At 72.8% G+C, this 22,557-nt stretch carries 17 protein-coding genes and 1 pseudogene; 6 read left to right on the top strand and 12 right to left on the bottom strand.

The window, feature by feature from the left end; genetic code table 11:
• Positions 1 to 330: 330 nt before the first annotated feature.
• The gene (locus ABTX81_RS04950) at positions 331 to 1,164 is read right to left on the bottom strand and encodes a hypothetical protein (protein WP_350541554.1); all 834 of its coding nucleotides are present in this window, start codon (positions 1,162 to 1,164) and stop codon (positions 331 to 333) included.
• Between the two features lie 1,423 nt (positions 1,165 to 2,587).
• Positions 2,588 to 4,120, bottom strand: coding sequence for a PLP-dependent aminotransferase family protein (locus ABTX81_RS04955; RefSeq protein WP_350541555.1), 1,533 nt, complete (start codon positions 4,118 to 4,120; stop codon positions 2,588 to 2,590).
• 162 nt (positions 4,121 to 4,282) lie between these two features.
• Between ABTX81_RS04955 and ABTX81_RS04960 the strand changes: the two genes are divergently transcribed.
• Complete coding sequence (locus ABTX81_RS04960; RefSeq protein WP_350541556.1) at positions 4,283 to 4,771, top strand: Lrp/AsnC family transcriptional regulator; 489 nt, start codon at positions 4,283 to 4,285, stop codon at positions 4,769 to 4,771.
• A gap of 46 nt (positions 4,772 to 4,817) precedes the next feature.
• Here the strand turns inward: ABTX81_RS04960 and ABTX81_RS04965 are convergent, their stop codons facing one another.
• Positions 4,818 to 5,672, bottom strand: coding sequence for an isocitrate lyase/PEP mutase family protein (locus tag ABTX81_RS04965; RefSeq protein ID WP_350541557.1), 855 nt, complete (start codon positions 5,670 to 5,672; stop codon positions 4,818 to 4,820).
• On the bottom strand, positions 5,669 to 7,066 hold the full coding sequence (locus tag ABTX81_RS04970; protein ID WP_350541558.1) for a cytochrome P450 family protein: 1,398 nt from the start codon (positions 7,064 to 7,066) through the stop codon (positions 5,669 to 5,671). Before ABTX81_RS04970 ends, ABTX81_RS04965 begins: the two co-directional genes overlap by 4 nt.
• A gap of 64 nt (positions 7,067 to 7,130) precedes the next feature.
• Between ABTX81_RS04970 and ABTX81_RS04975 the strand changes: the two genes are divergently transcribed.
• Entirely contained in the window at positions 7,131 to 7,835 is a 705-nt protein-coding gene (locus ABTX81_RS04975; RefSeq protein ID WP_350541559.1) for an ArsR/SmtB family transcription factor, read from the top strand.
• A gap of 46 nt (positions 7,836 to 7,881) precedes the next feature.
• Here the strand turns inward: ABTX81_RS04975 and ABTX81_RS04980 are convergent, their stop codons facing one another.
• The 7 genes from ABTX81_RS04980 to ABTX81_RS05010 all read right to left on the bottom strand — a co-directional run bounded on the left by ABTX81_RS04980 (position 7,882) and on the right by ABTX81_RS05010 (position 17,828).
• Complete coding sequence (locus ABTX81_RS04980) at positions 7,882 to 8,391, bottom strand: DinB family protein (RefSeq protein ID WP_350541560.1); 510 nt, start codon at positions 8,389 to 8,391, stop codon at positions 7,882 to 7,884.
• A complete protein-coding gene (locus ABTX81_RS04985; RefSeq protein WP_350541561.1) occupies positions 8,388 to 9,191 on the bottom strand; it encodes a VOC family protein in 804 nt (267 codons plus the stop codon). The genes ABTX81_RS04980 and ABTX81_RS04985 overlap by 4 nt, the downstream gene beginning before the upstream one ends.
• A gap of 215 nt (positions 9,192 to 9,406) precedes the next feature.
• Positions 9,407 to 11,884: a terpene synthase family protein gene (locus tag ABTX81_RS04990; protein WP_350541562.1), complete on the bottom strand. Its 2,478-nt coding sequence runs from the start codon at positions 11,882 to 11,884 to the stop codon at positions 9,407 to 9,409.
• A 140-nt stretch (positions 11,885 to 12,024) separates the two neighbouring features.
• Positions 12,025 to 13,650: a hypothetical protein gene (locus ABTX81_RS04995; protein WP_350541563.1), complete on the bottom strand. Its 1,626-nt coding sequence runs from the start codon at positions 13,648 to 13,650 to the stop codon at positions 12,025 to 12,027.
• Between the two features lie 5 nt (positions 13,651 to 13,655).
• Entirely contained in the window at positions 13,656 to 15,605 is a 1,950-nt protein-coding gene (locus ABTX81_RS05000; RefSeq protein WP_350541564.1) for a hypothetical protein, read from the bottom strand.
• On the bottom strand, positions 15,602 to 16,399 hold the full coding sequence (locus tag ABTX81_RS05005; RefSeq protein WP_350541565.1) for a TIR domain-containing protein: 798 nt from the start codon (positions 16,397 to 16,399) through the stop codon (positions 15,602 to 15,604). Before ABTX81_RS05005 ends, ABTX81_RS05000 begins: the two co-directional genes overlap by 4 nt.
• An 82-nt stretch (positions 16,400 to 16,481) precedes the next feature.
• Positions 16,482 to 17,828, bottom strand: coding sequence for a helix-turn-helix domain-containing protein (locus ABTX81_RS05010; RefSeq protein ID WP_350541566.1), 1,347 nt, complete (start codon positions 17,826 to 17,828; stop codon positions 16,482 to 16,484).
• Positions 17,829 to 18,112: 284 nt separating this feature from the next.
• Here ABTX81_RS05010 and cyaB point away from each other — a divergent pair, with 284 nt between their 5' ends.
• From cyaB to ABTX81_RS05030, 4 genes and pseudogenes are all read left to right on the top strand, one after another.
• Positions 18,113 to 18,694, top strand: a complete 582-nt coding sequence (cyaB, locus tag ABTX81_RS05015) for a class IV adenylate cyclase (protein WP_350541567.1) — start codon at positions 18,113 to 18,115, stop codon at positions 18,692 to 18,694.
• A 125-nt stretch (positions 18,695 to 18,819) separates the two neighbouring features.
• A complete protein-coding gene (locus tag ABTX81_RS05020) occupies positions 18,820 to 19,440 on the top strand; it encodes an HhH-GPD-type base excision DNA repair protein (RefSeq protein WP_350541568.1) in 621 nt (206 codons plus the stop codon).
• 149 nt (positions 19,441 to 19,589) lie between these two features.
• Positions 19,590 to 20,534 (top strand): S1 family peptidase, encoded by a 945-nt coding sequence (locus ABTX81_RS05025; RefSeq protein ID WP_350541569.1) that lies wholly within the window; start codon positions 19,590 to 19,592, stop codon positions 20,532 to 20,534.
• 28 nt (positions 20,535 to 20,562) lie between these two features.
• Positions 20,563 to 20,847, top strand: a pseudogene (locus ABTX81_RS05030) (DUF2087 domain-containing protein); the annotation flags it as partial.
• A 108-nt stretch (positions 20,848 to 20,955) separates the two neighbouring features.
• Here the strand turns inward: ABTX81_RS05030 and ABTX81_RS05035 are convergent.
• Positions 20,956 to 22,542 carry an MFS transporter gene (locus tag ABTX81_RS05035; protein ID WP_502892706.1) on the bottom strand — a complete coding sequence of 529 codons (1,587 nt, stop codon included), beginning with the start codon at positions 22,540 to 22,542 and terminating at the stop codon, positions 20,956 to 20,958.
• Between the last annotated feature and the right edge of the window lie 15 nt (positions 22,543 to 22,557).

Below are 22,557 nucleotides of genomic sequence, written 5' to 3' on the forward strand. Positions count from 1 at the left end.
ATGACAGCAAGAGCAGGCCGAGCGGCCTCGACGACGATCCGTCAGGCAGTGTGGCGAGGCGCACTCGGCGCGGTCCGGGACATCAAGACACCCTCTCGAAAACACACGGAGCCATCACGGCTGCGAACGTACGGAGCGGCGAGCGTAACAACGCCGCCGACGCCCGTGCCACCGAATTACCCCGCCCCCACTAGCCTGAGGTCGCATCACGTGAGACCGGACGGCCGAGCGCGGGAGCGGCCGTCCGGGCGCAGGGGAGTAGTGTGGCGGCTCTCCGAGATACCGCAGCTGCCCGACTCCTGCGCGGCACCCCCCACGCCGGCACCTTTGTCACGGAATCTGGAGCTGCCCGGCACCGATCTTGGTGATCTTCGGCATCTGCTCCTTGGGAGACCTCCGGAGAAGCTTCAGTTCACGCCCTTCCACCCAGGCATTCCAGGCCTTGATGTAGTAAAGGAGATGCTCCCTCGAGTCATCGCTACGTCGGTAGCGCTTGCCTGCGGCAAGGCCCAGCATCGTGTTTCGGAACGTGAGTCTCGGATCCCCCGCTTCCAGACCCGCCCCAGTGATGAGCTTCTCGAGCCAGTTCGTCTGGTCGATGTCCGGGCGCGCCATGGCCGTGACGTACCAACCGATCGCAGAGGCCGTCACTGTGATCTTGATGGCACGATTCATGGCGAGGCCTCGGTTGAGGGCCTCGCGCATACCAGGGTGCGCCTCCAGAACCCCGAGAAGCTGGTCATTCGTCGTCCACGCAGAGCCACTGGACCAGGAGACATCGGGCTGGTTCAAGTAGTTGTGCAAGCCTCGCAGCGCTGCCGCAAGATGCGTACTGTTGCTCTCCCCCGCCAAGGACAGGGCATCGCTTCCCGTCCGCTTTCGCCCCGTGTCCATGACTGTGAACGCCGAGCGGGAGACGCCGCGGGTCACCGACATCTCTACGGCGATGTTTGCCTTCACAACCGCCGCCAGCCTGTGCTGGCCGTCGATCAGGGTGTCGTCTTCGTCGAATGCGATGCCCTGGTGCGTCAACTGCCACTCACCGCGCTCGATCACCCGCGTGAGCTGGGCGACCGCCTGACGACTCAACGGACGGTTGGTCAGATTTCGCTTGAGCCACTCACTTGCCAAAGTGGGTGTCACCAGCAGGACTTCGGTGTACAACTCTACTCCTCGGATCCACTACGATGCGGCCGAAACACTGCGCTCGCACCGACCGCTCCAATGATCTTTGGCTACTTGCCACAACAGCCGGACCCTCCGCACGACATGGCTCGGATCGCGATTGGGATCGCACATGACGGCGAGAGCCATGGCAATCGACTCTACGATCGGCCACTTCGGCGGGGCGGATTCAACCAACAGTGCCTGTCGGATGGTCTCGTGGCTCGGCACCACGGCATGACCAGACCTACGCGCAGTCCTACTGATGTCCCGTAGGCTCGGGCTTCCGGCCTCTCGCCGCAGCTCCACAAGCGCCCCGATAAAGGCCCTGCACGGGTCTGTTTCGGCGGCGCCCACGTCCCTTGCCATGGGACCTCCGTGACTCTCCATTGACTCTTCAACTGCCCATCAGTCTAGGGCCGTCGACGAGACACCACCGTCGAGTTTGCTCATCGAATATGTCCAGTTGTGTCAAGTCTGCAGACCTGTCGAGAAGATCCGATGGGGCGCTGGCATCGAGAGCCCGACACCCTGACGGCATGAGAGTCGCCGACATGAATGCCGCTGCGGGCGAAAGTCCGTCACAGTCATCGCACATCACCCTTGAGCAGTCGCCGTCGGGGCCTTCGATGCTTCCGCCAGTCCTGCTCCGGCTCCCCCTAAGGCAGTTGGGTGTCGACCGAGCGAGTCACCCCGAGCACTCAAAGGTCATGAGCGTCCGCGGGCCACAGTACCCGACGCGGCGCCGGGCTACGATCGGCCGCGCTCGCAATGCTCAACTCACTAAGTGTCATGCGCTGATGATCGATGCTGACTCGATTCGGCGAGACGCAGCCCGCCCAGCCCCGCCATCTGGTCACTGCAGTCGACGGCCGTGAGCGGACGCGGTGGTCGAAGCATGGGAACAGCCGGCCGGCCAGGACAACGATCACGGTCTGCGATAGCCCGGCGGCCCCCTCGATCAGATGCCCAAACATCCGCAGGATCAATGGAGTTGACAAGGCCGCGAACCTGGTCGCGAACCATGCGGATCTGGGAGTCCGCAGACAGTCGCGCGCCCGCGAGGGTTCTGCCCGACACTTACGAGGCTGCCGCCAGGTCTCCGGACTCTTCCGGGCAGGCAGCAAGGAGGATCGGCCCAATGGGGTCCACACCAGTCGACCGTAGTCCTCCATCGTCATGTGGCAGGCTGCATCGGGCTCCCCATCGCACACTCCGCTGACCGGCACATGGCGTCTACAGAGGCGCCGCGGTGTTGCCCCGCGTCCGTCACGTCGAACCGGCCAGACGCCGGGTACGTTCAGTTCAAGTCCGGCCCACCGCCATCAAGGAGGAGAGTGGAGCCACGAACAGGTCGATGGAGAACAGCTGGAACCACAGCGCCTTCGTCACCCGGGATCACGCCGTGCCGGGCATGGCCCGGTCAGGCGGGGGTGGGGAGGAGGGTCGGGTCGTGGGCGAGGTCGGTGAGGAGGGCGTCGAGCTTGGCGCGGTCGACGGAGGGCATCAGGAAGACGTGCGCGTAGTTGCGCAGGGTGGCTGGGTCGCCGGGGGTGGTGAGGACGTTCTCGCAGGAGAGGGACCACTTGGCGACCAGGTCGGCGCCGGGCTTGCGGAAGCGGACGGTGATGGCGCCGGGGGTGCGGGCCGGCCACAGTTCGGCGCCGGTCTCCTGCTCCAGTTCGCGCAGGCGGCGGTCCAGGTAGGCGGCCAGTTCCTGGGAGCGGCGGATCCGGTCGACCTGGTCGCGGTAGGAGTGGCGGGAGAGGTGGTCCCAGAGCACCAGCGGGGAGAAGCCGTTGCGGGAGCCGGCGAAGGTGCTGTCCGGCGCGCCGATGTACTCGGGCTGGGTCGGCGGTTCGAGCTGGTACTTGGCCTTCGTCATGAAGACGCCGCACGGCCACGGCACTCCGGCCCACTTGTGGCCGCTCATCGCGATCGACGCGACCGGGTCGACGTCCCCGGACGCGCGGCTCGGCAGGGTGAGGCCGAAGTCGAACTCCGGTGCGCCGGCGCCGGGCTCCGGCGCCCAGCCGTAGGCCGCCGGGTCGTCGGCCGCCATCCGCAGGAACGGCGCGTACCCGGCGCCGAGCGCGCCGTCGACGTGGATCCAGAAGCCGCGGCGCTCGCCGCTCCCGGCGGCCGGCAGCAGGCCGTGCCGTTCGAAGACCGGAAGCAGCCGTTCGCACGCGCCGCGGACGTCGTCGTGGGCGCCCTTGAACGTGCTCCCGAGGTTGAAGTTGACGAAGATCGGGTGCCCCTTCGCCGCGAAGAACTCCACCAGCGCCGCCAGCGCGTCCACGTCGACGGCGCCGGGCCCGTCCCAGGAGTGGCCGGACGGTCCGGGCAGCGAAGGCACCTCGGCGGGCCAGTCGCCGCCCAGCGGGCACTCGTCCGGGTAGTCCGCCGTGCCGACCGCGTGGAAGGTGTCGACGCCCAGCACCCGGACGGCCTTGGCGAAGGAGTAGTGGGTGTCCTCCGAGTAGAACGCCACCGGACGGAGCCCACCGGGGCGGGTCAGGTAGTCGCGGGCGTTCCAGAGCGCGTACATGTTCCCCTCGGTCGAGCCCATCGAGAGCATGTAGCCCCAGTAGGACTCGGGGTCGGCCGGGTCGTACGGGCGCCCGGCGTGCCAGAGGCGCGCGTAGTAGTCGAGGACGGCGCGTTCGACCACCTTGGTGTTGGGCTTGTAGCCGCCGCTCTGGAACGGGTCACCGAGGTTGTTGATGTTGCTCAGCATGAAGCGGGCGAGGTCGAGGGCGCTGCCCGCGGGGTCCTGGGTGGCCTGGTAGCCGACCAGGTGCCGGCGCTTGCGCGTCAGGTACCCGTCCATCCGGTCGAGGGCGCGCAGCCGCTCGCCGTCGGTGAGCCCCTCGGCGGGTATCGCGAACTCCGCGCTCTCCGGCGCCGCGTCGATGTGGACCGGGGCGGCGGCGTGGAAGGTCGTGGGGCTCATGGGTGGGGCGCTCCGGGTGCACGGGGGACGGGACACGGCCCAGGGCCGCTCGCCCGCCAGGATGGAACTTTCGACCACCCGGGCGAAAGCCTTCCGCAGAAGATTCGGAATCAGCCGTGCCTGCCTTGCGGATCTGCGAAGTGATCGGGGACTCTGAGCGGCGTGCCGAATTTTCCGCAGGCCCACCGGGCCCCCGTCGACGACACCGACCGCGCGATCCTGCGCGTCCTCGCCGAGAACGCCCGCACGCCGAACAACGCGCTCGCCGAGTCCGTGGGCATCGCCCCCTCGACCTGTCTGGCGCGGGTGCGCGCGCTGCGCGAACGCGGCATCATCCGCGCCTTCCGGACCGAGATAGACCCCGCCGCCATCGGGCTGCCGCTGCAGGCGATGATCTCGGTGCGGCTCCGGGCGCACACCCGCGAGCAGAACGAGAGCTTCCGGAGCACCGCCCCCGACCTGCCGGGCGTCCTCGCGGTGTTCCACATGGCCGGGTCCGACGACTACCTGCTGCACGTCGGCGTGGCCGGCCCGGAGGAACTGCGCGACTTCGTCGTGGACCACCTCACGACCCATCCCGCGGTGGCGCAGACCCGGACCAACCTGATCTTCGAGCAGATCCCGGGTCGCCGTTACCTGACCGGCGACTGACGTCGCTCGGCGGCGGCCGGATGACGGGGCCCGACCGGGTTTCGCGCTACCGCCCGTCGGCGTAGAGGGCCTGGACGGTGGCGTAGGCGGGGGCGTCGACGGGGGCGGCGGCCGGGCCCGGGGTGCCGGCGCGGATGGCGAGGGCGGTGGAGACGGCGGCGGCGAGGGCGGTGCGGTAGAGGTACGAGCCGAGGCTGACGCGGGCGACGCCCAGGGCCGCGAGTTCGGGGAGGGTCGGCCCGGTCGGCGTGTAGAGGATGTTCAGCGGGCGGGCGAGGCCGCCGCAGAGCCGCTCGATGGCGGCCGGATCGGTGAGACCGGGGACGAACAGGCCGTCGGCGCCCGCCAGTTGGTAGGCGTCGAGGCGGCGGTCGGTCTCCTCGTCGGGGTCGGGCAGGGCCAGCCAGTGGGTGTCGGTGCGGGCGTTGACGAACAGCGCCGGGGCCGCGGCCTTGACCGCGGTGATCTTGGCGGCGTGCAGGGCGGCCGGAGTGAGCGTGCCGTCCGGGCGGCCGTCCTCCAGGTTGATGCCGACGACCCCCGCGTCCGCCAACTCGGCGGCGAACGCGGCGACTTCGTCCGGATCGTCGCTGAATCCGTTCTCCACGTCGACGGAGAGCAGATAGCGCCCGGAGCCGCCGAGGCGGCGGGCCAGCCGGAGCGTCTCGTCGCGGGTGGCCGCCGCGCCGTCGGGCAGTCCGGCCGCCGCCGCGACGCCGAGGCTGGTGGTGCCGATGGCGGCGAAGCCCTGCTCGGCGAGGACGGCGGCGGAGGCGTGGTCCCAGGCGTTGGGGAGCAGCAACGGCGCGCCGGGGCGGCGGTGCAGGGCGGCGAACGGGGTGTCGAGCGGGGTGTCGAGCGGGGCGCGGTCCAGCGGGGCGTCGAGCGGCGTGGAGCTCATCGGGCAGTGGTCCTCTCGTGCGGGCGGAGGTCGCCGACGGCGTCCGCGTAGTAGGCGGACTCGGCGACATGGAAGGCGATCTGACGGAACGACCAGCCGCGCCCGGGCGAGCGGTCGAGCTGGTCGGGGGTGAGCGCGGCGAGGCGGGCCGCCCAGATCCGGGCCAGCCGGGTGAGCCGGCTGCGGGCCTCGTCCAGGTCGGCCGGGGTGAACGGCGCCAGGTCGGCGGGCGTGGTGGTGGCGGAGGCGTGCCAGTGGTCGGGCTGGGTCGGTTCGCCGGCCAGCCGGGCCTCCACCTCCGCCAGGTGGTCGAGGAGATGGTCGGCGACCCGGCGGATCGCCTTGTGCGGGGTGTACGTGCGGCCGTCGGTGGCGACCGGGCGCCCGTCCCACCCGGTCCACGTCTGCGCGAGGGCGAGGACGTGCTCGACCATGGCGGGGACCAGCCCGACGGGGTCGCGGTCGTCGGTGTCGGGGACGTCGGGGTCGGGAATGCCGGTGGAGGGGACGTCGGCGTCGGGGATGCCGGCGGAGGGGACGTCGGCGTCGGGCACGGACCCGTCCTGCTCCGCCGCCGGCGGGAGGGCGGAGGCGCCGTGCAGGATGCCCGCCGCGAGGGCGAGCGCGTGCGTCCGGCCGGGGCAGGGCCTCGGCGGGGCGCCGAAGGTCAGCGGCGGCAGGTCGGGGCGGCCGGCCTGGGCGGCGGCGATGTCGAGCAGCACGTCCGCCCCGGCCGGAACGGGCACCCCGCCCACCGCGGTCGGCCGGACGGCGCGGCGGCGCATCGTCCGCACGGGCGGGTCGTGCCGCAGCGCGGCGGCGACCGGGTCCGCGGTCCCGGCGTCGGCCGCCCGCGCGTGCTCCACCAGGGTGGCGGTGGCGTCGCAGGCCTGGACGAGCAGCCCGATCCGGTTGGCGGCCCAGGCCGTGTCCGCCGCCCGCGCCGTGTCGTCCCTCTCCGGCAGCATCCGCGGCAGCAGCCAGGCCACCGCCGCGTCGGCCTCCGGGTCCTCGGGCCGCTCCGTGAAGTACGAGCGCGCGACCACCCCGACCGCCCGGGCCACCGCCTCCGGCTCCGCCAGCCCCAGCGCCTGCGCGAGGACGCGGACCGCCCGCACCCGCACATCCGCCTCGAACCCGGCCGCCGCCGCCTGCCGCAGCGCGTCCGGATCGAGCCCGGCGAGGTCCGCCTCGACGAACGCCCGCCGGGCGGCGTGGTGCTCGCCCGCGCTGAACCGGGCCACGGTGGCCCGCAGCCAGGCCATGCCGCCGACCGGCCCGGACTCGGCGGGCGGCGGCACCAGCGCCGGATCGGCGAGCGCGGCGGTCACCTCCTCGTACCGGGCGAAGGAGATCTCGACGGAGGGCAGGAGAACAGCGGTGGAATCGGCCATGCGCCCACGCTAGGACCGGAACGTTTCGGCCCCCGCCGAACCGTGCCCGAGGCACCATGGACCCATGTCACTCGCCCACCTCGCCGGCCTGCTCGCCGACCCGACCCGCGCCGCCTTCTGCATGGCCCTGCTCGACGGCCGCGCCTGGACGGCCGGCGAACTGGCCCGCCACGCGCGGGTGGCGCCGTCCACGGCGAGCGAGCACCTGTCCCGGCTGATCGCCGGCGGCCTGCTGGCCGAGGAGCGCCAGGGCCGCCACCGGTACGTCCGGCTGGCCGGCCCTGAGGTCGCCACCCTGATCGAGGACCTGGCGTCCTTCCCCACCCCGGCCGAACCCACGGACCGGCCGCCCGCCCCCGCCCCCGGTTCGCTGCGCGAGGCCACCCGGACGAGCGCCGAGGCCCGCGCCCGCACCTGCTACGACCACCTGGCCGGCCGCCTGGGCGTGTCCGTCCGCGACGCCGTCCTCGCCCGCGGCCTGGTGACGGACGAGGACGGCCCGGCCCTCACCGACCGCGGCCGTTCCTGGCTGGCCGAGCTGGGCGTGGAACTGCCGCCCCGGGCCGGACGCTCCGGCGGCCGCCCGGTGGTCCGCACCTGCCTGGACTGGACGGAACGGCGCAGCCACCTGGGCGGCGCGTTCGGCGCGGCGCTCTGCCGGACGGCGCTGGACCGGGCCTGGGTCGAGCGGATCGGCTCCGGGCGCGCCCTGCGGGTGACCCCGGACGGCGACCGCGCCCTGCGCGAGCTGCTCGGCGTCGCACTGTGAGCCCACTCGGCCTACCCCCGCACAGCCCAGCGTCTTCGCCCCCCGCTCAGCCCATCGTCTTCGCCCCGTCCAGCGCCTCCCGGATGATGTCGGCGTGCCCGGCGTGCTGCGCCGTCTCGGCGATGACGTGCAGCAGCACCCGCCGCACCGACCAGGTGGCCCCGGGCTCGAACCACGGCGCCGCCGGCAGCTCCTGGGCCCGGTCGAAGTCCGGCAGGCTCGCCACCAGCGTGTCCGTCTCGGCGGCCACCCGCTCGTAGGCGGTGAGCAGCCCGGCCAGGGTCTCGCCCCCGGCCATCCGGAACTGCCCCGCCCAGTCGACCGGCTCGGCCTCCATCGCGGCCGCGCCTCCGACGGCGAACCGCATCCAGCGCGCCTCCACACCGCTGACGTGCTTGATCAGCCCGCCCAGGCACAGCTCGCTGACCGTGGTGCGCCGGGCGGCCTGCTCGTCGGTGAGGTCGCGGACGGTGTACCGCAGGAAGCCCCGGTGCTTGTCCAGGGTCTCCAGCAGGTCCGCCCGCTCCCCTTGCAGCGCGGTACCGCCGGAGGTCACTCCGCCACCATGGCCGGCATCTCCCCGGCCGTCTTCCCGAGGTCGATCACGCCGAACGCCGCGCCCTGCGGGTCCCCGACGGCCGCGAACCGGCCGAACGGGCTGTCCATCGGGCCGAAGTACAGCTTTCCGCCGCGTTCGGTGATCTTGGCGATGGTGGCATCGCAGTCGTCCACCGCGAAGTACACGCTGAGGTAGTTCGGCGCCTGGGGCGGCAGGTCCTTCGGGCCCGCCTGCATCCGGCCGAGCACGGGCTGCTCGCGGACGTTGTAGATCTTGTAGTCGACCTCGCCGGAGTCCATCCGCTTCACCGCGTACGGGAAGACGGCGGGGAAGAAGCCGTCCGCGGCGGCCCCGTCGCGGGTGATCACCTCGGCCCAGGTGTACGCGCCCGGCGCGCCCTGCTTCTCGAAGCCCTCGTGGGTGCCGGCCTGCCAGACGCCGAAGACGACGCCCGCCGGGTCCTTGGCGATCACCATCGAGCCGAACTCGCCGACCGTCATCGGGCCCATCAGCACCTCGCCGCCGTTGCCGCGGATCTTCTCGGCGGTGCCGGCGGCGTCGGGCGAGGCGAGGTAGAGGCACCAGGCGGAGGTCACCTCGCCCCCCTGGTTCGGCATCGGCGGGACGATCGCGGCGACCGCCTTGCCGTCGGAGTAGGCCTGGGTGTAGTTGCCGTACTCGGTGGAGGACTCTCCGAAGGTCCAGCCGAGCACGTCGCCGTAGAACGCCTTGGCGCCCTCCAGGTCGGCGAACATCGCGTCGGCCCAACAGGGCGTTCCCTCGGGTAGCACAGCCATGACGAAGCCTCTCGTGTGACGTTTTGTCCCGATTCGCCACCCTAGCCAGTCCCCCACCCGTCCGCGCGCGCAGAAGCACGCACAGAGGCACGCACAGAAGCGCGCGGAGACGCCCCGGAGACGCCCCGGAGACGCGCCCGTGGACGCGCGCAGAAGGCGGCGGCCCGCCGGGGCCGGAACCCCCGACGGACCGCCGCCCACCGTCCGGCCGGCCGCTACCCGATCGCCACCCGGCCGACCACGCCCGCCAGCGAGGCCGCCGAGGTCCCCAGCCCGGTCGGCCGCGCCGAGAGCACGCCCACCACCCCGCCGCCCGGCTCGACGGCCTCCTCCGCGACGGTGGCCGGCACCCCGGCCGCCTCCCGCCCGAAGTGCCGCAGCAGGTCCTCCTCCCGGTACCGCCGGCATCCCCGGTGCCAGACCAGGATCCCGGCGAGCCAGTTCTCCAGCTCCCTGACGTACCCGGCGAGCACCGCCCTGGCCGGCCCGTCCAGCCCGAAGTCCTCGCTCAGTACCGGGAGTTCCTCGGCCACCACGTGCCGGAACTGGTCCAGGCGCGCGTGCATGAGGTCGTCGACGATCCGCACCGCCGCCGGGTAGTCGCAGGTGAAGAAGTTCTGCACCACCAGGACGGCGTTGTGCACCTCGCCCTCGAACTCGATCTCCTTCTGGTAGGAGAACAGGTCGTTCATCATGCAGGCGTAGTCGGCGGCCGCGTTCTCCAGCGAGCGCATCGGGCCGCTCGCGTAGACCCCGTCCGGTACGACGTTCCCGTGCGCCAGCCGCGCGAGGCTCATGGTGAGGTCCGAGCCGAAGGTGGACCGGCGCATCTCCAGGTAGTCGACCGGGTCCGGGATCCGGTTCTGCAGCTGGTTGTTGAGCTCCCAGATCCAGCTCAGCGTCATCGTCTCGACGGCCCCGCGCAGCGTCCGCCGCGCCGCGGCCGTCATCGGCCCGGCGGTCCGCTCCCAGAGGTCGGCCAGCCCGCGCTCCAACGCGGTGAGCGGCTCCGCGCCCGGTTCGCCGTCGACCGGCATGAGCAGCCGGAAGCGGGCGTGGGCGGCCTTGGCGCCGGCCAGGTCGCCGGTCCGGCCGAACGCCACCGGGAAGTAGTCGTCCGCGTAGGTTCCCCAGGCCAACCAGTCGGTGGTGAGGTCGAGTTGGTCGGCGCTGGCGTCCGGGTGGATGCCGGCCGCGCAGAGCGCGAGGTCGTAGTCCGCCATGCTCTCGGCGGTCCACAGACCCGCGGTCGGGTCGTCCGGCCGGAGCTCCAGCAGGCCCGTCCGGTCCGCCCAGGCCAGCGTGTGCAGCCGCGAGGACTCCAGATAGGGGCTGAGGCCGACCGTGAACGGCAGCCGGAACTCGGGCAGTTGCGACGGTCCGACGGCCTGGAACGGCACATGCGCGTGCGACCGCGCCCGCCGCACCCCCGGATCGACGTCCCCGCGCGAGCCCCCGACCGGGCCGGTCCCGGGTGACTCCAGCGACGCCCCCGTCCCCGGCACCCCGAGCAGCGCGGCCACCGGCGACTTCCCGACCGTCGGCGCCCAGCCCTTCGTCACCGGCCCGGACCGGCTCAACGAGCCCAGCTCATCGGCCAGGTCGTCCAGCGCCCCGCCCGGCTTCAGCACGTCCAGCGCCGACGTCCCCACCCCGCCGATCGCGAACGGGTCCCACCAGGTGGCCGTGTCCGCCGCCGCCCCGCCGCCGTTCATGTACCGGCTGGACCGCATGTGCCACTCGTGCCCGCCGGCCTGCCAGTCCTGCATGCCCTTGACGTAGGCCAGCACCCGGGCGCAGCCCTCCGGGTCCAGCCCGGTGTCCGCGAACAGTTGCGGCAGTTCGGTGACGACGGTGTTCTCGAACTGCTGGAGGCGCGAGGTGAGCAGGTCGTTGACGGCGTTCGCCGCCTCCTGCGTCGTGCACTCCAGGAACTTCTCCAGCACCAGGACGCCGTTGCTGAGTTCGCCCTCGTCCTCGACCTCGCGCTGGTACGAGAACAGGTCGTTGCGCAGATGGACGCCGTCCGAGAAGGCGTCCATCAGCACCCGCAGCGGCCGCGCCCCGGACACCGCCGCCGGCACCTCCGCCCCGGCCGCGTACTCGATCAGCCCGGCCGACCAGGGCGCGCCGCCCACCTTGCGGCGCATCTCGATGTACTCGACGGGGTTGGCGATCCGGCCGGCGTTGATGTTGGCGAGCTCCCAGAGCGACTCGTTGAGCAGGTTCCGGGTGCTCTCCGCGAACCGCACCCGCCAGTCCTCACCCATCGCCGGCACGGTGCGCCGCCACAGGTCCGCCAGCCCGGCCTCGACCGGGTTGGTGGGCTCGGGCAGCTCCGCGTCCGGGTCGGCCGGCATGAACAGCGGCAGCCGGTCCAGGTACGCCTTGCCGCCCACCCGGTCGTTGGTCCGCTTGAAGACCTCCAGGAAGTGGTCGTCGAAGAAGAACACCCAGACGTACCAGTCGGTGACCAGCGACAGCGCCTCCGCGGACGCGTCCGGATGGGTGTACGCGCAGAGCAGCCCGTAGTCATGGGCGTCCAGGTCCGCCCGGGTCCAGATCCCCGACCCCTCCAGCATGCCCATCTCCCGGGCCCATCCGGAGGAATGGGCCCGGGCCTCGTCGAGATGGGGGTTGAGCCGCGCCGGGTGCGGCACGTAGAAGGACGGCAGTTCGAACGGCTGGGACACCGGGCGAGCCTTTCTGGACGCGTCGACGAGGCCGACTCAGCTTTACCCGACTTCAACGATCTCAGCCGGAGAACCGGAACAGTCATATGAGATTGACTGGTCCACTCGAACACCTGCCCAGCTCCACACCCCCGACTAGCTCATCCGTGCGACTGATCGGCCCCACCCCACCCATCCTCAACCGCCCGCCCGTCCCCCCGCGGATCCCCGTTGACGGACCCCCGCAGCACGTCCCACGCCGACGCGACCGGCCCACCGCCGTCGGTGCCGGCGGGGATGTCGGTGGCGGTGGCGGCGTCGGTGTCGGTCGCGCCGTCGGTGCCGGTGCCGGTGTCGGTGCCGGTGTCGGCGTCGGTGCCGGTGTCGGCAGGCCGCACCGGGCCCACCACGAACACCCGCTGCCCCGGCACGCCTCCGGGGGCGTCCGCCGACGCCGTCTCGTGCTGCGACGGACCGGCCGGGTTCCCCCCGGGTCCGCCGCCGTCGGGGATCCCGCCACCGACGCCCCCGTCATCTCCGGAGGCCCCGCTGCCCCCGTCGTCCCCGAGGCTCTCCCAGATCCGCGCCGCCGCGCCGGGCCGCCCCGCCGCCTCGGTGAACCTGGCCACCCGGTGGGCGTAGACGGTCCGGTCACCGTCCTCCCTGAGCTCGATGTCGTCCATCAGGTCGTTCAACGGCCCGACCACCGACGGCCCCCGTTCCGGCCCCGCCGGTTCGGTCCGCTGCCCCGCCGGACCCACCGGCCCGAACGGCCCCACCGGCCCGAACCCCGGCCCCGGCACCCCGCTCGGACCAGCACCCCCCGTTCCTCCCCCAGCCGAGTCCGCGGCGCCCCCCGTGGCCGCCACCGGCCCGGCGATGTCCAGGAACGGCACCTCGTCCACCGCCCCCGCCGCTCCCGTTGCCACCAGGTGCCGGTACAACACGTCCACCGCCTGGTCGTTGGCGGCCGCCGCGAGCTGTGCCAGCGGCCCGATCATGTCGACCGCGCCCTGCACCTCCTCGTCGTTCCGCGCCAGCCACCACACCACCGCGCTACCCGGCGACTTGAGGACGTCCTCGCCGAGGTAGGCGCGCTTGTTCCGCTCGTACCTCCGCTCGTGGTCCCAGATCTCCTCCGCCTTGCGGACCTCCGCCAGCTTGTCCAGCCGCGCGCGGTCCGCCTCGGGAAGGGCGAGACTGACCTGCCCGGCCATCGCCACCACGATCCCGGAGCTGTCCGGGCTCAGCGTTCCGAGCAACCCGTCCAGCCGGTGCCGGACCAGCTCCGGCCGCCCGGGGTGCTCCCGCTCGGTGAGCGCGCCGGCACGGGCCAGCACCGCCTCGATGGCCAGGGTGCCCGGCTCGGCGTGAACGACGCCGCCGGGGTTGGACAGCTGCCGCCACCAGACCGTGGCGGAGAAGATGAAGTCGTAGTCCCGCACCGCGCTCGGCAGCGCCACGCCCGTCACCGAGGTCGTCTGGAAGGGCTGCTCGACCGGCGGCTCCGGGGCCGGGGCCGGGGCCGGGGCCGGGACAGGCGCAGGGGCGGGGGCGGGAGCGGGAGCGAATGACGCGGGTCCGTAGACGCCCGACTCGGACGCCGACAGCCGGTGTGAAGGCGCAGGCGCAGGCCGGGCCCGTGTCATCGAGGTCAGCAGCACCAGCGCCACCGTCGCGGCGGAGCCCGCCACCCAGAGCCAGACGGGCCACTTCAGCCCCACCCCCAAGGAGGCGGGAATCGCCCCGGCGGCGATGGCCAGCGCGGCCGTACGGGTCTTCTCCATTGAGCTCACCTCGTCCTCTCGTCGGTCCGCAGCACCGGGGCCGGCTCGATGCCCTGCGCGCTGTCGATCTTCTGCCAGAGCCGCCTTGCCACTTCGGCCCGCCCGGGCCGCTCCTCGCGGGGACCGTCGGCGGCCCACTCGCGCCCGGTCAGGTACAGCACGGTCAACCGGTCCGGCCGCGCCGCGGCCGCCCCCGCGACGAGGACATCCGTCAACCACTCACCGTTCCCCGGCCCCGTCCGGGCCGCCGACAGCCACCGGTGCACCGTCGCCGTCCATTGCTCCCGGCGGGCCACCGCCAGGACCTTCGCCCAGGTGGCGGCCAGCGCGCCGGCCGGGACCCAGCGCCGCGGCGGCGGCTCGCCGACCAGCTCCAGGAAGAGCGGGACATCCACCAGCCACGGGTCACGGGCCGCCAGCCCCTCCCGGAAGCGGTCCAGCAGTTTCACGTACAACCGCCGGTCCTGCCGGACGAGTTCGTACAACGTCTCCCGCACCACCGCCGGACCGCTCCTCCGTGTGCGGCGCGCGAGGTGGTGGAGGCGGACGACGGCCTGGTCCGGGTGGGTACTGGCCATGACCTCACCGCAGGCCCGGGCCAGCACCACGGCGAGGGCCGGCGCGGGCTGCTGGGTCTTCGCCCACTCGTAGATCTTGGTGCGGAACCCGGCGCCGTACCGGTCGTGGTCGAGGCCCAGCCGGAGCACGGCCAGCGCCTCCTCCGCGCGCTGGGGCACGGCGGCCCACTCACCCGCGAGCCGGTGCAGCGTCCTCCAGTCGTCCGCCCGCAGGCTCTGCTCGGTGAAGCGCTCCACCAACCGTTGCCGGTCCACTTGCGCGAGCGCGGGGTGCGGCTCGTCCACGGCGTCCGCCACCCACTGGCCGAGCCGCTCCCGCATCCACGGCAGATAGGTCCAGAAGTGCGTGCGCACCGCCCCGTCGTACGCCAAGGAGTCGAAGCGGATCCGGCCACGCACATCGATCCTCAGTGGCAGCGCCTTGAGCCGCTCCGCCAGATCGGCCCGCTCCAGCGGCGGCCGCTCGTCGGGCGTGTGCTCGACCAGGCCGAGCAGCCGGTCCGTGTGATGGAAGACCGCGGCCGCGGGCGCTCCGGCCAGCATGGCCGCCACCAGCAGCAGCGCGCGCTGCGGACCCGACGGCAGACCTGCGACCTTCTGGGCCACCTCTCCGGAGCGGTCACTCAGCGCGCCCAGCGCCTGTCGGATCCACTCGGCGGCCGGCCCGGCCGGGTCGGCTTCCTTCGCCCGGGCCACCACATCGGCGAAGCGCTGCATGTCGCGCATCGCGAAGCGGCGCAGCGAGGCGACGAGTTCCTCGCTGCGAAGGTCCGCTGACGCCAGCCGGACCTCCTTCCCCTCCAGGTGCCGGCGGAGCACCGCCACTTCCCTCGGCCGTCCGATCCCGACCACCAGCTGGTGGAGCGCCGGGAGCAGCGCCTCCTGGTCGGCGGAGGGGAGGATGGCGACCAATCGGGCTCCGGCCTGCTCCACCCGGCCCCAGTAGCCGTACAACTGCTGCTGAGCGGCCTCGTAGTCCTCCTCCGCGATGCCGGAGAGGTCCAGCAGCAGCCGGTCCCCGGCCTCCGGGGGCGTGCTGTCCTCGTTCTCCGGAGAGAAGGACAGCTCCACGAACGGAGTCGTCGGATCGTCGGGATCGTGCAGCAGCATCACCGCCGCCGTCCGCCGTCCGCTGCCGGGCGGCCCGGCGAGCAGGACGGTGGTGCCGGGCGCCGTGAGCCGGTTCCGCGCCTCGCCGAAACCGGGCGGCGCGACGAACCTCCGCAGCAGCCACAGGCGTTGGTCGAGAGCCACCCTGGACCGGGCCACCTTGGGCCGGGGCATTCCGAAGTCGCCCCCGAAGAGGTTGTACTGCGGCCCGGGCCCGGTGTGGGTCGGCCCGCGGGCCTCGTCGATCCGGATGCCGCCGTCGGTCACCGGTCCCGGCCCTCGCGTTCGGGCCGGCGGCCGTCGGACCACTGCTGCGCGGTCCCGCGCTCGACGTAGTTGCCGCTGAAGCTGCCGCCGTCGCCGTTGAACTGCACCCCGCCGCTGCGCAGGTCGTTGTGCTGCGGACCGCTGCCGGTGTTCACCGGGCCGCTGGCGTTGTTGATGAAGGTCCCCACGTCCCCTCCGACGTTGCCGATGCCGCCGCTCTGGCGGTGCGTGTAGTCCCGGGCCTGGACGACGCTGCCGTCCACCCGGCCGACCCGGTTGGCGACGTCGCCGGCCGCCTCCGCGCTGCGGGCGATCTCCCGCTCCGCCTCGGCGAGCCGGGGCACCGCGTCGGCGAGGTCGTCACCGATCCGGGTGAGGTCGCCGTCCGCGTTGCGGGTGTCCAGCCGGCGGTACTGGCAGTCGGCCAGCTCGGCCAGCTCCGGCGGCAGGTCGTGCCGGTTGAGCCTGGCCCGGCCGATCAGCACCGGGACGACGAGGGCCCCGCTCTCGAAGGCCTCGACGATCTCCCGCCGGGTCCAGTCCTCCGGGTCGTCCAGCGCCCGGGAGCCGTCGGCGGCGCGGGCGTCGGCCCAGCGCTCGCCGATGACGGCGATCAGCACGCTGCTGCGGCGCACGGCGGTCAGGAGTTCCTGCGGGAAGCGGCGGCCGACCTTGATCGACTTGCTGGCGCGGAACACCCGCTCGCTGCCGAACCGCCGGGAGAGCTCGCGTTCGATCAGGGCGGCGCCGGTGTCCTCGTCGCTGCTGCGGTAGTTCACGAAGATGTCGGGCATGGCGGAATCACCTCTCCGGTGAATGGGGTGCCGGTGGACGGCCGGAACGGGTCGGCGCCGGGGAAGCGCGACGGCGGGGTCCTCAGGACCTGGGGTGGAGTGCGGCGGCGAGCGCGGGCTGGAGCTCGCGCACCGCCCGATTGGCCCGGAACCGGGACAGCTCGCGGTCCAGCCGGGCGACGTCGGTCGCGATCGTCGCCGACCGCAATCCGGGGACCAGCGGGAGCAGTTGGGCGGCGAGCGCGCACGCGTGCTCGACCTCGCCGGCCGCCGCGTGGGCGAGGGCGCGCCGCAGGCCGTACCGGGCGCGGGTGCGCACGGCGTGCGCGGGGATCCCGGCGCACTCGCGGTCCAGGACCTCGGCGGCCCGGGCGGGGCGGCCGAGGTCGTACAGGCACCAGCCGGTGACCACGGCGGCCGGGTCGGCCAGGTTGCTGGTGCCGAGCACCGGCCCGTCGCCACCCCCGTCGGCGACGGACCGGTCGAGCAGCTCGCGGGCCCGGTCGAGGCTGCGCAGGCTGGCGGTGTGGTCGCCGGCCAGGGCGTGCCCCTGCGCCTCCCGCTGGGCGGCGAGACCGCGGATGCGCGCCGGCAGGCGGCCGTCCCGGGCGACGGGCGCGACCAGGCCCACGGTGGCGGCGGCGTCGCCCGCGTAGAAGGTGACCAGGGCGCGGCGGACCCGGGTGTACGAGCCGAGGTCCCGGTCGTCGCCGCCCTCGGCCAGCTCGACGGCGCGGGCGGTCCACCAGAGCGCGGATGGATCGTCACCGGCCTCCTGGGCCATCCAGCCGGCGAACTCGGCGTACCGCGCGGCCAGGCCGAGCAGCCGGACCCGGGCCACCGCGTCGGCCTGGAGGGCGAGTTCGCGCAGGGTGTGGGTCTGCACGGTGAGCATGGGCAGCAGCAGGGCGGGGTCGGTGCTCTGGCCGAGCAGCCGCATCTGGTCGAACTGGGCGCGGAAGATCTCCGTCGGCGAGGCGTCCGCCCGGGGTGTCTCCCGGGTCTCCGCCCGACCCGCTCCGGCCGCTCCCGCGACACCCGTTCCCGCGACGCCCGCTCCCAGGACCGTCGTCGCGCCGGCGGCGAGCAGTTGGCGCCGTCCGAGGCCGCCGGGCCAGCGGACGCCGTCGCGGTCGACCCGCAGGAGTACGGACTCCCCGTCGGCCGCGGCCTCGCCCGCCCGCGTTCCGCGCCCGGTGCTCCCCTCGGGCGGTGCCAGCCTCTCCAGCTCGCCGCCGGCGCCCAGTTGGGCATCGCAGCGGCGGGCAAGGTCGGGCGGCGGGGCCTTCTGCCCGCGCTCGATCTTGCTGAGGTGGCCCTTGCTGTAGTTGAGCAGCTCGGCGAGCCGGGTGAGCGTCAGCCCGGCCGCGAGCCGCCGCCTGCGCAACTCGGGACCGAATCCACTCGCGGGCGAACTGGACGTGCGCATGCCAACCCCCTCCTCGGAAACCGTCCGGCCACCTGTCGTCGTCGGGGGCCGGAAGCGGGCTCTCCCCTGCTTCCGCCAAGAATGGTGACACGCACACCGGCGGGCCGAACGGGGATTGCGGGCGTTTCCCGTTTCCTCTTTTTCGGCCGTGCCGACATATTGGCTCCTCGCCTTGCGGACAAACCGAGTTGGACACCGGGCCGAATTCGCAATCCTGGTCACCCGCGATCGAATAGCCTCGAACGTCGAGCCCGATCAGCGTTCCGTCCAGGGGAGCACCCGCCGTGAAGTACATCGAGGTCGAGCAGAAGTTCCGACTCCTCAGCCCCGCAGGCGAGTTGAAGGCGCAGCTCAGCGCGCTCGGCGCCACGCCGGGGCGGCCGGGCCGGCAGGTCGACACGTACTACAACGCGCCGCACCGGGACTTCCTCGACAACGACGTGGTGTCCGAGTGGCTGCGCGTGCGGGTCGAGGACGGGGCGGCGTCGGTCAACTTCAAGCGCTTCCACCCGATCGAGTCACCGGCCAAGACGCACTGCGACGAGTACGAGAGCGTGGTCGGCGACGTCGAGGCCGTCCGGCGGCTGCTCGGTTCGCTCGACTTCGCCGAGCTGACCGTCGTCGACAAGACGCGCGAGGAGTGGCACGCCGACGGGATCGCCGTCGCTTTCGACACCGTGGCCGGCCTCGGCGACTTCGTCGAGTTCGAGTTCAAGGGCGACGCCGACACGGTCGACCGGGCCACCACCCGGCTGGAGGCGTTCATCGCCGCGCTCGACATCGAACTCGGCGACCGGATCCACCTCGGCTACCCCCACATGACCCTCGGTCTGGAGCAGTCGACGCCGTCGGACCGGGCCGGATAGCTCCGCCGACGAACCACCGCCTGGTTCCAAGGAATCACCGGGTCATGGCGTGTTGACGCGGCCCCCTCCTCGACCGTCCAGCAGACTGGGCGCGACCCGAGTCCACGCTCCGAGGAGGTCATCCGATGAACGTCACCGTGCGGCTCGCACAGCAGCCCGAGGCCGACGAGCTGCTCGGGAGGAGCCCGCTCGCGGCGCTCGTCGGGATGCTGTTGGACCAGCAGGTGCCCATGGAGTGGGCGTTCACCGGGCCGCTCACGATCGCGCAGCGGTTGGGGCACGAGGACCTCGACGCGCACGAGATCGCCACCTACAACCCGGAGGAGTTCGTCGCGCTGTTGTGCGAGAAGCCGGCCGTGCACCGGTATCCGGCGGCGATGGCGAAGCGGGTGCAGCAGCTCTGCCAGTTCCTGGTGGCGCAGTACGACGGGGACGCCGGCGCGCTGTGGAAGGACGTCGCCACCGGCCGCGAACTGCTCAGCCGGCTCAACGCCCTTCCGGGGTTCGGGAAGCAGAAGTCGCAGATCTTCCTCGCACTGCTCGGCAAGCAGTACGGCGTACGGCCGGAGGGCTGGCGGGAGGCGGCCGGGCTGTACGGCGAGGAGGACTCGTTCCGCTCGGTCGCGGACATCACCGGGCCGGAGTCGCTGGAGCGGGTGCGCGCCACCAAGCAGGAGGTGAAGCGCGCCGCCAAGGAGGAGAAGGCCGCGAAGGAGGCCCAGGCGAAGGCCAAGGCCCGGGTCTGAGGCGCACACCCCGGGCCCAGGGGGGACATCCCCACCATCCGGGCACCTGCTGCCGGGTCCCCGGGTCCACCTGGTACCACCGTGGCCTGCGGAGACTTCGACAACCAGGCTGAACACATCCGAAATTTCCCGGCAAAAGGAACGCTCCTGTGTTCAGTCTGAAGTCCTCCCGTCGCCGTACCGCCCGCGCCGTCGCCGTCGGTGCCCTCACCGCCGCCGCCGGCGCCACCCTCATGGCCGGCAGCGCCGGGGCGATCGTCAACGGCGGGGACTCCACCGCGAGCTACCCGTTCATGGCGACGATCCCGGAGGCGGCCCCTTCCTACGGCGTGCTCGACGGCAACTGCGGCGCCTCGCTGATCGACCGTCAGTGGGTCCTGACGGCGGCCCACTGCGTCACCGGGGAGGGCCTCGAACTGGAGGGCACCGTCCGGATCGGCAGCGACCAGCGGAAGACCGGGGGCACCGTCCGGAAGATCGACCGGACCTTCGTCCACCCCGGCTACGTGAACGGCGAGGGCGTGGCCCCCAACAAGGACGACCTCGCTCTGGTCCGCCTCGACCAGCCCGTCACCGAGCAGCCCATCAGGATCGCGCAGGAGGCGGGGCGACCGGGCACCGCCACCCGCCTGCTGGGCTTCGGCACCGAGGTCGACGGCGAGCTCGCGTTCCCGAACCGGCTCAAGGAGCTGGACACCCGCCTCGGCGCGGAGTCCGACTGCGCGCCCGGCTTCGCGGGCCCGAACCGGCTGTGCACGATCACCACCAAGCCGAAGGCGATGGCCTGCTCCGGGGACTCCGGAGGCCCGCAGCTCCAGAAGGGCCGCACCGAGGAGTGGGAACTGGTCGGCGTCACTTCGGGCCCCGGCGCCCTGAACGTGCCCTGCTCGGAAGGTCCCGGCCTCTACACCAGCGCCCCCGCCTACGCGAGCTGGATCAAGGACACCATGAAGGCCAACGGCACCGAGGCCCTCGCCGAGACCGGAACCAACGACAACACCGCGGCGCTCGCCGCGGTGGCCGGGGCGCTGGTCCTCGCCGGTGGCGCCACCACCGTCGCGCTGCGCCGCCGGAAGACGCGCCGCTCCGCCTGAACCGGGCCGGGGCCGACGGGGCCGCCCGGTGGCGAAAGCCCGTCGCCGGGCTCCCACCCGCACCCGACGCTCGAACCCCGACCGATGCCGCTGTCGCCGCGTCCGCGCTGTTCGCCCCCGACGGCCGGCTGATCGCCGTACCCCGCCGTGCCGCCCGCCGCGAGCAGCTGCTCGACCACCTCGCCCGGACGCTCTTCGAGCCGGACCCTCCGCCGCCGGGGGCGAGGTCAACGGCGCCCTGCGGACGATGCACGACGACTTCCCGGCCCTGCGCCGCCACCTCGTCGAGGGGCGGCTCCTCGCCCGCGCCAGGGTCGGCAGCAGCTGCCGGCGCGCCGACGCCCGAGAATCCCCCGGGGCGCACACGAGTGACCCCGGCCGCGCACAGCGCGCGACCGGGGCCTCCGTACGAGCCCGACGGCTACACCAGGACCAGCTCCGGCTCCTGGTCCTGCTCCGGATCCGCCACCGCCGCCGTCGGACCGGCACCCGCCGCCCTCCGCCGCCCGGGCAGCGCGAACATCAGCAGGAACACCACCCCGAGCACCGCGAGCACCCACCACATCGCGTGCTGGAACGCCCCGACGAACGGCTCGCCGGCCACCGTCCCGGCCGGCATCGCGCCGAAGAACGCCACCGACACCAGGCCCAGGCCGAGCGCCAGGCCCACCTGGTTGACCGTGTTGATCAGCCCGGACGCCGAGCCGGCGTGCTCCCGGGGGACCTCCGCCAGTACCGCGTCCGTGATCGGCGCGACGATCAGGCCCATCCCGAGGCCCATCACCACCAGCGGCAGCGCCATCTGCCAGGGCGCGATGCCGGTCCCGTACCGGTGCGCCTCACCGATGTAGACGAGCACGCCGAGCGCCATCACCAGCGCGCCCGCCTGGAGCACCTTGCGCCCGAACCGGGGGACGAGCTGCTGCACGGAGACGCCGGCCGCCGCCGAGACGGCGATCGAGAACGGGATGCCGGTCGCCCCGGCCTTCAGCGGGCTCCAGCCGAGCCCCAGCTGCATGTAGAGGGTCCAGACCAGGAAGAAGATCCCGGAGACGACGCCGAAGGTCAGCTGGACGCCGATGCCCGCCGCGAACGACTTCACCCGGAACAGCGACAGCTCCACCAGCGGCGAGCCGTCCCGCCGCGTCTTCATCCGCTCGTAGGCCACGAACAGCGCGAACACGGGCAGGCTGCCGGCCATCATCAGGTGGCCCCAGAGCGGCCAGCCGGCCTCCCGGCCGTGGGTCAGCGGGTAGATCAGCATCAGCAGTCCGGCGCTGGCCAGCACCACGCCCGGCAGGTCCAGCTTCAGGGCCCGCTCGGCCTTGGACTCGCCGATGAAGACCCGGCCCAGCAGCAGGCCGGCGATGCCGACCGGCAGGTTGATCAGGAAGATCGGACGCCAGCCGAGGCCGAACACGTCCCACTCGGTCAGCACCGCGCCGATCAGCGGGCCGCTGACCGCGCCGAGCCCGACCACCGCGCCGAACAGGCCGAACACCTTGCCGCGCTCCTCCGCCGGGAAGGTCGCGTGCACGATCGACAGCACCTGCGGCACCATCAGCGCCGCCGTCCCGCCCTGCAGGATCCGCATCGCGACGAGCATCTCGGAGCCGCTCGCGAAGCCGCACAGCGCCGAAGCGAGCGTGAAGCCGGCTATGCCGATCAGGAACAGCCGCTTCCGGCCGTAGATGTCACCCAACCGGCCACCGGTGATCAAACCGATGGCGAAGGCCAGCGCGTACCCGCCGGTCACCCACTGCACGGCGGAGAACGACGCGCCCGTGGACTCCTGGATGCTCGGGATCGCGATGTTCACGATCGTCACGTCCACCAGGTCCATGAACGAGGCCGTCATCACGATCGCCAGCGCGATCCACCTCCGCCGGTCCGAGACCGGGTCCGCCACCACGTCCGCCACCGGGTCCGCCACCGGATCCGAAACCTTGCCCACCACACGCTCCTCGTCGCCGTTCCTCGTCAGCACGTCGACGAAACTAGGGGGCATCTAGGTCAGGTCCTG

Origin of the sequence: Kitasatospora sp. NPDC097605 (genome assembly GCF_040302725.1) — a bacterium.
In the GTDB taxonomy this organism is placed as follows: Bacteria; Actinomycetota; Actinomycetes; order Streptomycetales; family Streptomycetaceae; genus Kitasatospora.

Excerpts from the sequence above, each read along its gene's own strand:
- ABTX81_RS04955 (WP_350541555.1), bottom strand. The coding sequence starts at position 4,120 with ATGAGCCCCACGACCTTCCACGCCGCCGCCCCGGTCCACATCGACGCG.
- ABTX81_RS04965 (WP_350541557.1), bottom strand. The coding sequence starts at position 5,672 with ATGAGCTCCACGCCGCTCGACGCCCCGCTGGACCGCGCCCCGCTCGAC.
- ABTX81_RS04970 (WP_350541558.1), bottom strand. The coding sequence starts at position 7,066 with ATGGCCGATTCCACCGCTGTTCTCCTGCCCTCCGTCGAGATCTCCTTC.
- ABTX81_RS04975 (WP_350541559.1), top strand. The coding sequence starts at position 7,131 with ATGTCACTCGCCCACCTCGCCGGCCTGCTCGCCGACCCGACCCGCGCC.
- ABTX81_RS04985 (WP_350541561.1), bottom strand. The coding sequence starts at position 9,191 with ATGGCTGTGCTACCCGAGGGAACGCCCTGTTGGGCCGACGCGATGTTC.
- ABTX81_RS04995 (WP_350541563.1), bottom strand. The coding sequence starts at position 13,650 with ATGGAGAAGACCCGTACGGCCGCGCTGGCCATCGCCGCCGGGGCGATT.
- ABTX81_RS05005 (WP_350541565.1), bottom strand. The coding sequence starts at position 16,399 with ATGCCCGACATCTTCGTGAACTACCGCAGCAGCGACGAGGACACCGGC.
- ABTX81_RS05010 (WP_350541566.1), bottom strand. The coding sequence starts at position 17,828 with ATGCGCACGTCCAGTTCGCCCGCGAGTGGATTCGGTCCCGAGTTGCGC.
- ABTX81_RS05020 (WP_350541568.1), top strand. The coding sequence starts at position 18,820 with ATGAACGTCACCGTGCGGCTCGCACAGCAGCCCGAGGCCGACGAGCTG.
- ABTX81_RS05035 (WP_502892706.1), bottom strand. The coding sequence starts at position 22,542 with ATGCCCCCTAGTTTCGTCGACGTGCTGACGAGGAACGGCGACGAGGAG.